We start from the raw sequence: 14,571 nt of genomic DNA, 5'->3' as shown, positions 1-14,571 counted from the left end.
GCGCGGGCAAGCCGGCCGCGCTCGTGGCGACCCGCGATGAGCGTTGCCCGTCGGTTCACGCGTCGCGGCGGGTCTTGGTCGGGAACGGCACGCGCCGCGCAGGCGCCTCGTTGATCAGCGCCACATGACGGCCGTCGAAGCCGATGTGGTCATGCAGATCGGCATAGGCCTGGCGCGGCATGGGATAGATCCACGCGGCCCGCTTGAGCCGCAGATTGTCGACGACGATGTCGAACATCTCCGCCGCGCCGCGTTCCTCGCAGACCAGCACCGCGCCGGAGGGAACGAGATGCCGACGATCCACATCGGTCGAGGGTACATAGAAGCTGACGGGTTCGTCGGCCTCGACCACCTCGAGACAATGGGTGGTGCGCGCGAGCGTGGTGCCTCCGACTTCGAAGCGAACGGGATCTTCGATGGAGATGACGCCCCTGATGAAATGGCGGCCGCGCATGTCCGCTGCCCTGTTCTCAATGCGACTGACGACGCAATCGCATCTCTTCTTTCAGGAGATTAGCTTAGATTTTCATATATTAAAAAATAGTATATTTCCCTCATGAAATTGTATCGTAACGTTTCGAATATCGAATTCCGCGATGCGAATTCGTCATGGGGTCTGACGTTTTCAATGTTGCGGTGCAAAGTAATTGAGTTGCGGAATGAATTGCAGGTTTGTCTGGTTGTTTTATTGCATGTGCTGCGTTCTGGGTTGTTTTTCGCTCGTTGATATCCTGTATCCGCCTTTATGACGCTACGTACGGCTGTCGTTTTGCCCGCTCGAAAGGGTCCGCATGCGTCAGTCGTGATGCCGGGCTGTGCCGGGCGGCTGGGGAGGAGCGGCGTCGCCGCCGAAATTCGGCCGTGGTCGTGGAACATATGCCGCGCCACTCGCGTCGTCGGGCAGGTCACACCCCCTTGAGAACCGCTGCATATTGCAATGCGGCGAATTGTGTTTTGCCGCGATTTCGAGCACGGTGATCGCGCGAGTAACGCAGGCCAGAACAATAAAATGCGTTTGGTGGATGGAAAGGCAGAGGCGATGGAGCCCCGCGTCAACGTGGTACCAATGGTCCCCTCGTCGCCTGAGCTCTCGATCGTCGTCCCGACCTACAAGGAAGCCCAGAACGTCCAGGCGCTGGTTTCGCTGCTCGATCGCGCGCTGACCGGCATCGTCTGGGAAGTCATTTTCGTCGACGACAACAGCCCGGATGGCACGGCGCGGGTCGCCAAGGATCTCGCGCGCGAGGATGCGCGCGTGCGCTGCATCCGCCGGGTCGGCCGCCGCGGTCTCGCCGGCGCCTGTATCGAGGGCATTCTTTCGAGCGCCGCGCCGGTCGTCGCCGTGATGGACGCCGACCTCCAGCATGACGAGACGCTGCTGCCGCGCATGCTCGACGAGATCCGCGCCGGCGCCGATCTCGCGGTCGGCAGCCGCTATGTCGAGGGCGGCTCGATGGACGACGGCTTCTCGTCGATCCGCCGCTGGGGCAGCGAGACCGCGACGGCGCTGGCGCGCCGGTTCCTGAAGGTCGAACTCAGCGATCCGATGAGCGGCTTCTTCATGATCCGCCGCGAACGGGTCGAGGCGATCGCGGGCGAGTTGTCGCGCGAGGGTTTCAAGATCCTGCTCGACATCGTCGCCTCCACGCCGGAGCCGTTGAAGACGGTCGAACTGCCCTATTCGTTCCGCGAGCGGCAGATGGGCGAATCGAAGCTCGATTCGCTCGTCACCGCCGAATACCTCGGCCTGCTGTTCTCGAAGATCTCGGGCGGCATCCTGCCGGTGCGCTTCCTGATGTTCGCCGCCGTCGGCGTCTCCGGCATCATCGTGCACCTGGCTATGATCAAGCTCGCGGCCATGACGATGGACGTCAGCTGGGTGAGGGGGCATTTCTCGGTCGTTCAGTTCGCCGCGACCATGATCGCGATGACCTGGAACTTCGTACTCAACAACCAGCTCACCTATCGCGATCGCCGTCTGAAGGGCCTGCAGTTCATCGTCGGCCTCCTGACCTTCTATCTGGTCTGCTCGTTCGGCACGCTCGCCAACGTCGGCGTCGCGAGCTGGCTCTACGGCTTCAAGGCGAGCCTCTGGGTCGCCGGCATCGCCGGAGCGATCATGGGGGCGGTGTTCAATTACGCCGCGAGCTCGGTCCTGACCTGGCGCGACAAGTGACGCGCGTGCCGCCCGAGACTGTTGCGCCATGACCGAGACGTCTGCCCCGCTCGCCGGCTCGGCGGCTTCACGCCGCCTGCCGGTCTTGCCGCCGCCGCGCCTGCTCGGCGCGCTCGTTGCTCTGACGCTGCTGCGCCTGATCGTCGCCGGTTGGACCGGCCTGGTCGACGACGAGGCCTATTACCGGCTCTGGTCGCTGTCGCTCGCCTTCGGTTACTACGATCACGCGCCCTTCGTCGCCTGGATGATCCGCGCCGGCCGGGCGATTGCCGGCGATACCAGCCTCGGCGTCCGGCTGTTCGCGCCGCTCCTGGTGTTCGCCGGCTCGCTCATGCTCTGGCGCACCGCGGCGCTGCTCTATGATCGGGCGCGGGCGAGCATCGCGGTCGCGTGGTTCAACGCTGCGATCCTGATCGGCGCCGGTGCCGTGCTGGTGACGCCGGATACACCTTCGGTGTTCTTCTGGGGCGCGACGCTCTGGGCGCTGGCCGAGCTCGATCGGTCGCGCAACGCCAACTGGTGGCTCGCGGTCGGCCTGTTCGCCGGTCTCGGGCTCCTGTCGAAATATTCCTGCCTGTTCCTCGGCGCCGGGATCGTGCTCTGGCTCGTCTGGCGGCCGGAGAACCGGGTCTGGTTCCGCGCCTGGCAGCTCTGGGCCGGCGGCGCGCTCGCGCTCGCCCTGTTCGCGCCTGTGGTCGCCTGGAACGCGGCGCATCAGTGGATCTCGTTCGAGAAGCAGTTCGGCCGCGCCGTGCCGCATGGCTTCACGATCGCGCCAATCTTCGAACTCCTCGGCGCGCAATGGGCGCTGCTCGGGCTCGCGACCGCGCCCTTCGCGGTCTGGGGCGCGCGCATCGCGTTCCGTGCCAGGGCTGACGATCCGGTCGGCCGTGCCGCCTGCTGCCGCTCGCGACCTCGCTGCCCTTTGCTGCCTACCTCGTGTTCCACGCCTTCCACGGCAGCGTCGAGGCGAATTGGCCGGCGCCGCTCTATCCGGCGGCGATCCTGCTCGCCGTGCTGCCGCTCGACCGGATCGGCCGGCTCGGCGATCGCGGTCGGCGGCTGTTCACAATCTCGCCCGCGCGGTGCTGCCGCTCGGCGCGATCGTCACCGCGCTGCTCTATCTGCACGTCTCGTTCCCGCTGCTGATCCTGCCGCCGGCGCGCGATCCGACCTCGCAGATGCGCGGCTGGGACGGTTTTGCGCAGGCGGTCGAAAAGCGCCGCGCAGAGGCCGGCGCGAGCTGGATCGCGACGCCGACCTACGCGCTGACCGGCCAGCTCATGCTGCATCTCGGCATCGATGCTGTGGCGCAGCTCGACGAACGCGCGCGCTACGGCTTCCTGGCCCCGCCCGATCCGGCGCGGATCGCCGGCCCTGCGCTGTTCGTCGTGCGCGCCAACCGCGACCGCATCGCCGACTTCGCCGATCGGTTCGAGACCGTCGAGCGGCTCGCCGATCTCGATCGCACCGCCGGCGGCCGCGTGATCGAGACCTATGCGCTCTATCGGCTGAGCGGCCCGAAGGGCGCCGTGCTCGGCCCGGACGGCCCGGCACCGAAGCGCTGAGGGACTCAGGCCGTCGCGAGCGTCTTCCTGAAATGAGCGACCGCGCGGCCTCAGGCCGTCGCGAGCGTCTTCCTGAAGAATGCGATCGTGCGCTCCCAGGCGAGCTCGGTCGCCTCGCGATTGAAGGCGCGCGTCATGGTCTCGTTGGCGAAGGACGCACCGACGCCGTCGTAGATATATTGCTCGTAGACCTTGCTGTGGCCGATCAGCTGCTTCTCGAAGGCGTCGATCACCGGCCCGGTGCGCGCGTCCTGTTCGGCATAGTGGAACTGCATCGGCACTTTGATCGTCTGCGCCTTGTCCGGGCTCGGCGGCAGCGTGTAGTAAGCGACGCCGCATTTGAGCTTCGAGGGCGTCGCCATGGCGAGCTGCAGCACGAACGAGCCGCCCCAGATATAGCCGAGCCCGCCGACCGAACCGTTGCAGTCCTGCTGGCGCGCCAGCGTGTCGAGCGAGGCGTCGAACAGTTGCACGACCTCGGCCGTGGTCAGCTTGGCGATCGCGATGCGGGCGTCGTCGCCGCCGCCCTCGAGCCCGAACGGCGCGCCGAGATCCGGCACGAAGGCGACGAACCCCTCGGCCGCGAGCCGACGCGCGATGTTGCGAAAGCTCGGCGTCGAGCCGCGCTGATCCGGCAGCACCAGCACGCCCGGTCGTCGCCCGCCGCTGCGGGTGCGCACCAGCCAGCCCTTCATGGTCCAGCGCTTGGCGGGGAACGACACCGTCTCGCCGACGAAGCGCGGATCGAGCGCGGGCTCGGCCTCCTGCGCGAAGGCGGTATCCGGCGAGAGCATCGCCGGCGTGGCGAGCGCAGCGGCGCCGAGGATCAGCGATCGGCGGGTCGGGCGGAAGGACGTGATCCGGGACGTGGACATCGATGGCGTGATCCGGCGACACGGCGAAGCTTGGCCTGATGCGGGTTAGCATCCTTCGCCGGAGAAGGACACCGCGATTGTGCCGAGAGCGGGGCGGGGGAGCACTCGGAGGGCCCGGCGAGCGGGTCGATAGGTCGCGGAAGCGTCTGCCCGCCGTAACAGCCTCGCTGAAGCAATGAAGCGCCCAGGGTGTCCTGAGCGCCTCTCATCGCGACCCTTGGAGGCGCGGCACCGCGACACGGGTTTTGATCAACGCTAGCGGCTTTTTTCAAAACGGCAACCGGGGATGCCGGGAGGCCCGTTCAGCCTGTGGTCGAGATTAGCGTCTCTCTGACGCCGATAAACGAAAAGGGCGCGGCTCGCGCCGCGCCCTTTCAATTTCATGAGACCATTTCGATCCCTTTGGGATCAGAAGTCCATGCCGCCCATGCCGCCGCCGGGGGCCGGCATCGCCGGCTTGTCCTTCGGGAGCTCGGCGATCATCGCCTCGGTGGTGATCAGCAGGCCGGCGACCGAAGCCGCGTCCTGCAGCGCGGTGCGCACGACCTTGGCCGGGTCGATGATGCCCGCGGTGACCATGTCGACGTAGGTCTCGGTCTGGGCGTCGAAGCCGGCGTTGGCCTCCTTGGCCTCGAGCAGCTTGCCGACCACGATCGAGCCTTCGACGCCGGCGTTCTCGGCGATCTGACGGATCGGGGCCTCGAGCGCCTTCAGGACGATGTTGATGCCGGCCTGGACGTCGGCGACGTCAGACTTGACCTTCTCGACCGCCTTCTTGGCGCGCAGCAGCGCGACGCCGCCGCCCGGGACGATGCCTTCCTCGACCGCAGCGCGGGTCGCGGCGAGCGCGTCGTCAACGCGGTCCTTCTTCTCCTTGACCTCGATCTCGGTCGCGCCGCCGACGCGGATCACCGCGACGCCGCCCGCGAGCTTGGCGAGACGCTCCTGGAGCTTCTCGCGATCGTAGTCCGAGGTGGTCTCTTCGATCTGGGCCTTGATCTGGGCGACGCGGGCCTCGATTTCCTTCTTCTTGCCGGCGCCGTCGACGATCGTGGTGTTTTCCTTGGCGATCGTGACCTTCTTGGCGCGGCCGAGCATGTCGATCGAGACGTTCTCGAGCTTGATGCCGAGGTCTTCCGAGATCACCTGGCCGTTGGTCAGGATCGCGATGTCCTCGAGCATGGCCTTGCGGCGATCACCGAAGCCCGGCGCCTTGACGGCCGCGATCTTCAGACCGCCACGGAGCTTGTTGACGACGAGCGTGGCCAGAGCCTCGCCCTCGACGTCCTCGGCGATGATGAGGAGCGGCTTCGACGACTGGACGACCGCCTCGAGGATCGGCAGCAGCGCCTGCAGCGACGACAGCTTCTTCTCGTGGATGAGGATGTAGGGATCCTCGAGGTCCGCGATCATCTTGTCGGCGTTGGTGATGAAGTAGGGCGACAGGTAGCCGCGGTCGAACTGCATGCCCTCGACGACGTCGAGTTCGGTCTCGGCGGTCTTGGCCTCTTCGACCGTGATGACGCCCTCGTTGCCGACCTTCTGCATCGCCTCGGCGATCATCTCGCCGATCGCCTTCTCGCCGTTCGCGGAGATCGTGCCGACCTGCGCTACCTCGGCCGAGGTCTTGATCTTCTTGGCGCGCTTCTCGAGATCCTTCAGGGCCTCGACGACGGCGAGCTCGACGCCGCGCTTCAGATCCATCGGGTTCATGCCGGCGGCCACGGCCTTGGCGCCCTCGCGGACGATGGCCTGGGCGAGCACGGTCGCGGTGGTGGTGCCGTCACCGGCGAGGTCGGCGGTCTTCGAGGCCACTTCGCGCACCATCTGGGCGCCCATGTTCTCGAACTTGTCCTCCAGCTCGATCTCCTTGGCGACGGTGACGCCGTCCTTGGTGATGCGCGGAGCGCCGAACGACTTCTCGATCACGACGTTGCGGCCCTTCGGGCCGAGCGTGACCTTCACCGCGTTGGCGAGGATGTCGACGCCGCGCAGCATCTTGTCGCGCGCGTCGGTGGAAAAACGAACGTCCTTGGCAGCCATGGGAATTGCTCCTCGGGTATCGGGGTACGAGCCCCGCGGCGATCACGCCTGCGGGGCCGATGGAATGGGCTCAATGCGCCGCCCGACGGTCGGGCGATCGGGTGATCAGGCGATCACGCCCAGGATGTCGCTCTCCTTCATGATGAGGAGATCCTGGCCGTCGATCTTGACCTCGGTGCCCGACCACTTGCCGAACAGCACCTTGTCGCCGGCCTTGACGTCGAGAGCGACGAGCTTGCCGTTCTCGTCACGCGAGCCCGGGCCGACCGCGATCACCTCGCCCTCCTGGGGCTTTTCCTTGGCGGTGTCCGGGATGATGATGCCGCCGGCGGTCTTCTGCTCGGCTTCGATGCGCTTGACGACGACGCGGTCGTGGAGCGGGCGGAAGGAGGTCTTGGCCATGAGAACTGGTCCTCTGGAGGCGGCTCCGCCGGTCTCCGGCGCCGATGGCGCGGCCGGCGGGCGCGTTGGAAATCCTTGGGGGAAGTCCCTGGAGTGGAAATCCTGGTCGGTTAGCACTCACCAAAAGTGAGTGCTAACACCGCGGCTGCAATAGGCCGGGGAGGGGCGGGATGTCAAGCCTGTGCAGGTGTTTGGGCGTCGAACGGCTGCGGCTCAGTTAACGCCGGCGCTTCAATCGCATCGAAAGCCGACAGGAATGCGACGGAGTCGCCGCCGGCGTTTGGAAAACGCAGACGCGCGGGCGTTCGGCATGCGGTGGTCCGACCGGGTCGAGAGCGGATGGCAGGTGGCTCAGCTCAGGCGAAGCCGAGCATCTTGCGGGCGTGGCTCACGGCCTTGATGAGGCGCGCGAGCTTGCCCGGCACGGCGCGCCGGCAGATCGCGAGCTTGCGCACCGGGCGGACCACGGTCCAGACCGCGGTGGAATGCGCGGGGAAGAACGCGACCGAGCCTTCGACGAGCTTGTGGGTCTCGCCGGACGGCAGGACGACGTCGACCTCGCCTTCCAGGATGTGCACGGTCTCTTCCCAGACGAACTGCCACGAGAAGGAGCCTTCCGTGCAGGACCACAGCGTCACGGTCGACCAGCCGTCCGCGCCGCCGGCGAGCGGGATATAGGCGGCTTCCGGCGTACCGGCGCGGATCCAGCTCGGCTCGATCGGCGCGGCGCGCCAGTCCGAACGCGTGTCGGGTGCCAGCACGAAGCCGCTCGGTGCGGCGCCGCCGAATCCGCCCGCGATGGCGGGCCGTGCGGCGGCGAGGACGGTGGCGACTTCGGCGAAGGCGATGTCCGACATGCGGGCTCCCGGTTCGTCACGCCGCGGCAGTCCTTGCGCGGCTCGGATGACCGCATCCTGACATCCGGCTCTGAAAACGCGCTTGCGGATTTCGCTAAAATCCGATGGATCGCGCTCAACCCGGTGAAATTTCGCCGTTTTTCTCTTCGACCGTAAAGGTGCCGGCCTCGACCAGGGCCGCGAAGCGGCCGCCGCGACGGACGAGATCCTCGAAGCGGCCGCGCTCGACGATCCGGCCGGCCTCCATGAACAGGATCTGGTCGGCCGAGCGCACGGTCGACAGCCGATGCGCGATCACGAAGGTCGTGCGGCCTTGCGACAGCCGGTCGAGCGCGATCTTGATCCGCGCCTCGGTTTCGGTGTCGAGCGCGCTGGTCGCCTCGTCGAGGATCAGGATCGGCGCGTTCTTGAGGATCGCGCGCGCGATGGCGAGCCGTTGGCGCTCGCCGCCGGAGAGCGCCCGGCCGCGTTCGCCGGCGCGGGTATCATAGCCGCCGCGCTTCTCGGCGACGAAACCGTCGGCTTCGGCGAGCCGGGCGGCGTCGCGGACCTCGTCCTCGGTCGCGTCCGGCTTGCCGATGCGCAGGTTCTCCGCGATCGAGCGATCGAACAGGCCCGGATCCTGGAACACCACGCCGATCGCTTGGCGGATGGAGTCGAGCGACACGTCGCGCAGGTCCTGCCCGTCGATGGTGATGCGCCCGGCGTCCGGATCGCGCGCCCGCTGCAGGAGCGCGATGGTGGTCGACTTGCCAGACCCGGTCGGCCCGACGATCGCGACCGTCTGCCCGGGTTCGGCGACGAAGGAGACGTCGAAGATGCCCGCCGAGGCGTTCGGATAGCGAAACGATACGTCCTCGAACACGACACGTCCGGCCGCGACCGCGAGCGCCGGCGCGCCCGGTTTCTCCGGCAGGGTCGAGCGCTGGTCGAGCACATCGAAGAACTGCCGCATCGCGGCGGCTTCCTTGACGAGGTCGGCGAGAAAATAGGTGAGCTGGTCGAGCCGACCGATCAGCAGGCCGGCGAAGCCGACGAAGCTGACGATCTCGCCGACCGAGATCTCGCCCTTGTCGTGCAGCGCCGCGCCGAGCCCGAACAGCGACACGATCGTCACGGTCGCGGCGGCGCGCGTCAGCACGGTGGTGACCGCCCACCAGGTCAAGACCGGGAACTGCGCTGCCATCAGCTTTGACATCACGGCCTGCAGCGCGCGCGTCTCGTCCTTGAGCCGCACGAAGCTCTGCACGACGCCGATGTTGCCGATCACGTCGACCACCCGGCCGGAGAGCTCGGAATGGTAGCCCTCCGCGACCTCCTGGCCGCGCCGGGTCTTGCGCACGACGATCGCGCTGAGGCTCGTGTAGACAACCATCAGGCCGACGAGCAGCAGGCCCATCTTCCAGTTGATCCAGACCGACACCGGCAGCATCACCACCAGCATCAGCACTGCGGTCAGGTGCTCGCGGAACACCGACAGCAGGATCGAGAACAGCCGGTCGGTGCCGCGCAGCATGATGCCGATCAGTCGGCCGGACTGCGCCTCGCTGTGAAAGGCGGCCGGCAGCTCGACGACATGCTCGAAGAACATCTTCATCACGGCGAGCCGGCGGCGATGCGCCATGCGATCCGCGTACATCGCCACGAAGATGTTGGCCGCGATCGCCGCGAAGCCGAAACCGGCCCAGAGCGCGACCAGCGCCAGCGCCGGCCGGTCCTTCGACAGCGCATCGACGACGCGGCCGAACAGCACCGGCTCGGCGAACTGCAGGCCCGCGAGCACGACGGAGGCGACGGCGAGCCCGATCGCGAGCGGCCTGTCGGGGCCGACCAGGCCGATGGTGCGCCAATAGACGCGGAAGAAGGACATGGGACGCGCGGGCTCCGGCGACGACGACGCTCATCGATTAAGCTCCGCCGTAGCGGAAGGCAATCGGGATGCGTCGCGGTCCGGAGCGCTGCGCCGATCAGGCTTTCACGTCGTAGCCGGCGTTCTCGATCGCCTCGACCAGCGCCGCGCGCGGCACGGCGCTCTCGATCTCGACACGCCCGGTCTCGAGATTCACGCCGACGGTGGCGGCGGGATCGGCCTTGGCGAGCGCGTTCTTGACGCTCTTCACGCAGCCCATGCAGGTCATGCCTTCGACATCGATCGCGATCATCGGCCTCTCCTCGTCTCGGTCCTTGCGGGGGCGGCGGCTTCGTCCGCCCCGCCGTTCGGTCGTCGTCAGAGCATATGGGGCCGCAGGCGGCGTCAACCACGCAAAAAGCCAGATGGCCGTCTCGCGTCCGCCGCGGATCGCGGTCGCCACCCGCTGGCACCTCGCGCGGTGATCCACGGAAAAACACGAGGGCGGAGCGATTTACCCGGAGTTTACGCTTTGCCGCCCTTGGCCTCGAATCGGTGAATCACGCATAGTGCGGGCACCTTCGAGACGGCCGGGCGCGTGGGGACCCGGTCACGGACCCGCTAGATGCGCCGCTTCGCCGACGTCTTCATCTTCCTGTGCATCCTCGTCGTGGCGATTTCGCTGGGCGTCATCCTGCGCCTGCAATTCGACGCGTCGATGGTCGGGACGGTGCTGTCGATCGCGGCGCTGGTCGGGGTGCTCTACCTGATCCACCGCGAGACCTCGCGGCGGCGCCAGCGCGACGAACTGGCCCAGGAGGTCACGCGCATCGGCGAATATCTCCAGCGTCTGAGCGAGGATGTCATCGCGCTCGAGCGCCGTGTCTCGGCCGGCGAAAACGGCATGCCGCGCCGGGCCCGCGACGAGATCGAGCCGCTGGCGGCCGAGGTCGAGGTGATCGGCGGGCTGGTCAAGCAGGTCGTCGAGACGGTTGCGGATCTGGAGATGCGTCTCGGCGACATCACCGCGCGGCCGGTCCCGCAGGCCTATGCGCCGCAATACGCGCCACAGCCCGCGCCGATGCCGCAACCCGTGCCCCAGCCCGTGCCTCAGCCGATCGCGCAGCCGGCCTTCGCGCCGCCGCCGCAACAGGGCTGGGTGCCGGCGCCGGCCTCGGCGCCGCTGGTGTTCGCGCCGGACGGCTATGTCGGCCAGCCGCAGGCGGCGCCCGCCGTGCAGCCGCCGCGGCGCGCCGACGCGATCGGTGCCGCGGCGGTGCCGCTGGCGCCACAGGTCGCGCCGGCTGCGGCGCCGCGCGAAAATCTGGTGCCGAAGCGCTTCACCCACCTCGACGAGCGCGCCTTCCTCGATTTGGTCCGCCGCGCGATCGATCAGAACCGCATCGATGTGCACCTGCAGCCGATCGTGACGCTGCCGCAGCGCAAGGTGCGCTTCTACGAGGCGCTGACACGGCTCCGCGCCGAAGACGGCGAGACGATCTACCCGTCCGACTATCTGCCGCTCGCCGAGATGAGCGGCCTCGTCGCGCCGCTCGACAATCAGATCCTGCTGCGCTCGGTGCAGCTGCTGCGGCGCCTGTCGCAGCGCACGCGCGACATCGGCATCTTCGTCAATCTGTCGACGACCAGCCTCGCCGACGCCTCCTTCTTCAAGGACTTCGTCGGTTTCCTGGAGCAGAACCGCAACCTCGCCGACATGCTGATCTTCGAGTTCGCCCAGCGCTCGGTCCGCTCCATGGGGCCGATCGAGTTCGAGGCGCTCAAAGGGCTCTACGATCTTGGCTTCCGCTTCTCGCTCGACCAGATCACCGACCTGAAGATCAGCTTCCAGAACCTGTTCGAGCGTGGCTTCCGCTATGCCAAGATCAGCTCGGATCGGCTGCTGACCCGCTCGGAGGAGCTCGGCACCGACATTCACCCGGCCGATCTCGCCAACTATTTCCAGCGCTTCGGGATCGACCTGATCGCCGATCACGTCGAGACCGAGAGCCAGGTCGTCGACATCCTCGATTTCGGCATCGGCTACGGCCAGGGCTTCCTGTTCTCGCCGCCGCGCCCCGTGCGCCCGGAGACTTTCGGCGCCGGCCTGCCCGAGCCGGGCACGCGTCCGCCAGAGATCTCGGCTCCCGCCAGGGGCGAGGGTGGGCGTGGGGATGCCGGTCGGGGCGAGGCCCGAAGGCCGACGCTGGTCGGGCCGAGAGCGGGCGGGCCGAGACCGGTCGGGGCGACAGCGGGCGCGGCGACGCCCGTCCGTCGCTGAAGGCGCCCGGCGGCGGTGAGGGCCGCCGCGCGTCGCTGCGACCGGCCGGGACGCGCTGACCGCGTATTCCGCACGATCGGCGAGAGCCGAACGAAAAAGGCGGGCCGCTCGCGCGCCCGCCTTTTTATTCTTCGGCCTGATCGGATGCGGTCAGGAGAACAGCTTGTCGATGTCGTCCTGATCCGACGACGAGAACACGTCATCGACGAAATTCTGGCTGACGCCTTCGCCGGCGAGCTGCGGACCGTGCAGGATGAGCTCGCGCATGCGCCGCTCGTCCTCGGTCTCCTCGGCCGGCTCGTCTTCGATCTTGGCACCGGCCATCTTGAGCTTCTGGGCGAGCATCGCGACGCGATCCTCGATCCACGACAGCGTGCGCACGACCTTGCGGATGCGCTGGCCGGTGATGTCCTGGAAGGTGCAGGCCTCGAAGATCGTGATGATCTCCTGGTCGACCATGGTCTTGTAGGCGACCGGATCGGCGGCGTCGGCCGCCATGATCTTCTCGGCCGATTCCATGATCGTATGGGTCGCGCTCTCGGTCGCCTCGACCACGGCGTCGAGTTCGAGCCCGGCCTCGGGGATCTTGTCGAAGCGGACGTGGTCGGGCCGGATCGTGCCGATCTCGTGCTTGAGATTGGCGATCTCGCCGGCGATCGACTTCAGTTCGTCATGGAGGAGAGTGTCGACGGTCGAGACCGACTCGTCGAGGGTCAGCGCCATCTTCTCGGCGAGTTCCATCACGTCCTGCAGCGACATGTCATGCCGCTCGCGCTTGAGGAACTCGACGATGTGCGAAAGCTGCTCGGCGTTGGGCTGAGCCATCGGATCTCTCCCGGGGTTTTGGCGGAGGTGTTCTTCGGTTCCGATCGGCGTCGGCCGATCTCCGCGCGTCGGCGGAGTGCGGGCGCGCGACCGTCGAAGAAAGGGAGAGGGCGCGCCGGCTGCCTTGCGATCGGATCTCCGCGCCAGTGCCGGAGCCGAGATCGGCTCCGGTGGTCGCGTCGTGGCCGGTTCAGTCGCTGAACACGGCTTCGATCTTGCCCTTCAGCGTCTGCGCGTTGAACGGCTTGACGATGTAGTTGTTCACGCCGGCCTTCTTGGCGGCGATCACGTTCTCGGTCTTGGATTCGGCCGTCACCATGATGAACGGCGTCTTGGTCAGGCCCGGATCGGCGCGCACGTGCTTGAGGAGCTCGTAGCCGGTCATCGGCTCCATGTTCCAGTCCGAGATGACGAGACCGTAGCGACGGTCCTTCATCTTGCCGAGCGCCTCGGTGCCATCAGAGGCCTCGTCGACGTCCTCGAAACCGAGCTGCTTCAGAAGATTCCGAATGATGCGGATCATGGTCTTGTAGTCGTCGACCACGAGAATCGGCATCGAAAGATCGAGCGCCATCAGGTCTACTCCGAACTAGGCTGCGACGTACCCTGGCGATGTCGCGTCCGAACTCAACTGGAGGCGTGAGACGACCGTCCCATCGACGTCACTCCCTTGCCCGTAGACCAACATAGACTGGAGCTTCAAAAATTTTCGTTAATGGCGGAACGTCTTGTTTCGCGGCCTCCCGTTGCGTCGTTTCTTGCCCGGAAATCCAGTGGATCCGCTCTGATCGGGCTCGCTGGTTCGCGCGGCAGGCGGGACCGGCGCTTCCGTTTCGCCCGCACGACGAGCGCTTCTTTTGGTCGCGCCGCCCTAGACGAAGGTGCGCTTGCCAGCGGGATGAAGCGATGGTCAGCTTGGTTCCACGATGCGGATCGGCTCGGGAGCAATGGCCGGACTTGTCGAGACCGGCGCATCCGACGCGCCCGATCCGCAAGAGATCATGAATTGGCGCGAGCGCCGACGGCCGGCGAGTGAACCGCGGTTCCGGTCCGGCCCGCGCCGGGAAAGAGAGGCCGCCGATGGCGATGCCGGTGCTGACGTCCTATTTCTTCGAAGATCTCGCGCTCGGCATGCGCGAGACCATCATGAAGACCGTGATGGAATCCGACGTGGTCGGCTTCGCGCAGGTCTCGGGCGACGACAACCCGATCCATCTCTGCGACGTCTATGCGGCCAAGACCCGCTTCGGCCAGCGCATCGCGCACGGGCTCTATACCGCGAGCCTGATCTCGGCCGTGCTCGGCACCCGGCTGCCCGGTCCCGGCGCCGTCTACATGTCGCAAACGCTGAGCTTCAAGGCGCCGGTCAAGATCGGCGATGTCGTTGTCGTGTCGGTCGAGGTCGTCGAGCTGGTCGAGAAGGGCCGCCGCTGCCGTCTCCACTGCGAGGCGAGCGTCGACGGCCAGGTCGTGCTCGACGGCGAGGCGACGGTCATGGTGCCGGGCCGCCCGAAGGAGCGCGCGCCCGAACCGGCCCCCGGCCAGCCCGCGAAGACCGAGGCGGCCTGAACGTAGCGCGGATCACGACCGGCGCTCCGTCGGCCGGTTGCGTCGAGGTGGCCGGATCTCTCCTCGGCGATCCCGAACCCGTGCATCGGATCATCCTGCGCTGCGCGATCTTGACCGGACCCGGCC

13 protein-coding genes and 1 pseudogene are annotated in these 14,571 nt (G+C 67.2%); 5 read left to right on the top strand and 9 right to left on the bottom strand.

The annotated features are described in order from the left end of the window. Positions 1-55: 55 nt before the first annotated feature. Entirely contained in the window at positions 56-454 is a 399-nt protein-coding gene (locus ABS361_13955; GenBank protein XBY43201.1) for a DUF427 domain-containing protein, read from the bottom strand. Between the two features lie 612 nt (positions 455-1,066). Here ABS361_13955 and ABS361_13950 point away from each other — a divergent pair. From ABS361_13950 to ABS361_13940, 3 genes and pseudogenes are all read left to right on the top strand, one after another. Then, a complete protein-coding gene (locus ABS361_13950; protein ID XBY43200.1) occupies positions 1,067-2,176 on the top strand; it encodes a glycosyltransferase family 2 protein in 1,110 nt (369 codons plus the stop codon). Positions 2,177-2,204: 28 nt separating this feature from the next. Beyond that, positions 2,205-2,819, top strand: a pseudogene (locus ABS361_13945) (glycosyltransferase family 39 protein). Positions 2,820-3,261: 442 nt separating this feature from the next. Further along, positions 3,262-3,744, top strand: coding sequence for a hypothetical protein (locus ABS361_13940; GenBank protein XBY43199.1), 483 nt, complete (start codon positions 3,262-3,264; stop codon positions 3,742-3,744). 50 nt (positions 3,745-3,794) lie between these two features. Here the strand turns inward: ABS361_13940 and ABS361_13935 are convergent, their stop codons facing one another. The 6 genes from ABS361_13935 to ABS361_13910 form a co-directional block, all read right to left on the bottom strand. Next, complete coding sequence (locus tag ABS361_13935) at positions 3,795-4,619, bottom strand: dienelactone hydrolase family protein (GenBank protein ID XBY43198.1); 825 nt, start codon at positions 4,617-4,619, stop codon at positions 3,795-3,797. 408 nt (positions 4,620-5,027) lie between these two features. Next, a complete protein-coding gene (groL, locus tag ABS361_13930) occupies positions 5,028-6,662 on the bottom strand; it encodes a chaperonin GroEL (protein ID XBY43197.1) in 1,635 nt (544 codons plus the stop codon). A 105-nt stretch (positions 6,663-6,767) separates the two neighbouring features. After that, a complete protein-coding gene (gene groES / locus ABS361_13925; protein XBY43196.1) occupies positions 6,768-7,064 on the bottom strand; it encodes a co-chaperone GroES in 297 nt (98 codons plus the stop codon). A 356-nt stretch (positions 7,065-7,420) separates the two neighbouring features. Beyond that, positions 7,421-7,921, bottom strand: coding sequence for a cupin domain-containing protein (locus ABS361_13920; protein ID XBY43195.1), 501 nt, complete (start codon positions 7,919-7,921; stop codon positions 7,421-7,423). Between the two features lie 115 nt (positions 7,922-8,036). Beyond that, positions 8,037-9,791, bottom strand: coding sequence for a glucan ABC transporter ATP-binding protein/ permease (locus ABS361_13915; protein ID XBY43194.1), 1,755 nt, complete (start codon positions 9,789-9,791; stop codon positions 8,037-8,039). Between the two features lie 97 nt (positions 9,792-9,888). Continuing rightward, entirely contained in the window at positions 9,889-10,083 is a 195-nt protein-coding gene (locus tag ABS361_13910) for a cation transporter (protein ID XBY43193.1), read from the bottom strand. 312 nt (positions 10,084-10,395) lie between these two features. On the opposite strand from ABS361_13910, the gene ABS361_13905 reads away from it, so the two are divergent. Then, positions 10,396-12,051 carry an EAL domain-containing protein gene (locus ABS361_13905; GenBank protein ID XBY43192.1) on the top strand — a complete coding sequence of 552 codons (1,656 nt, stop codon included), beginning with the start codon at positions 10,396-10,398 and terminating at the stop codon, positions 12,049-12,051. A 150-nt stretch (positions 12,052-12,201) separates the two neighbouring features. On the opposite strand, the gene ABS361_13900 is transcribed toward ABS361_13905, so the two are convergent. Continuing rightward, positions 12,202-12,876 (bottom strand): protein phosphatase CheZ, encoded by a 675-nt coding sequence (locus tag ABS361_13900; protein XBY43191.1) that lies wholly within the window; start codon positions 12,874-12,876, stop codon positions 12,202-12,204. A 190-nt stretch (positions 12,877-13,066) separates the two neighbouring features. Beyond that, complete coding sequence (locus ABS361_13895) at positions 13,067-13,450, bottom strand: response regulator (GenBank protein XBY43190.1); 384 nt, start codon at positions 13,448-13,450, stop codon at positions 13,067-13,069. Positions 13,451-13,956: 506 nt separating this feature from the next. Between ABS361_13895 and ABS361_13890 the strand changes: the two genes are divergently transcribed. After that, a complete protein-coding gene (locus tag ABS361_13890; GenBank protein ID XBY43189.1) occupies positions 13,957-14,445 on the top strand; it encodes a MaoC family dehydratase in 489 nt (162 codons plus the stop codon). Positions 14,446-14,571: the final 126 nt, after the last annotated feature.

It is taken from the genome of Ancalomicrobiaceae bacterium S20 (genome assembly GCA_040269895.1).
Lineage (GTDB): Bacteria > Pseudomonadota > Alphaproteobacteria > Rhizobiales > Ancalomicrobiaceae > Methyloraptor > Methyloraptor flagellatus.
This window is presented reverse-complemented; position numbering and strand designations above follow the sequence as displayed.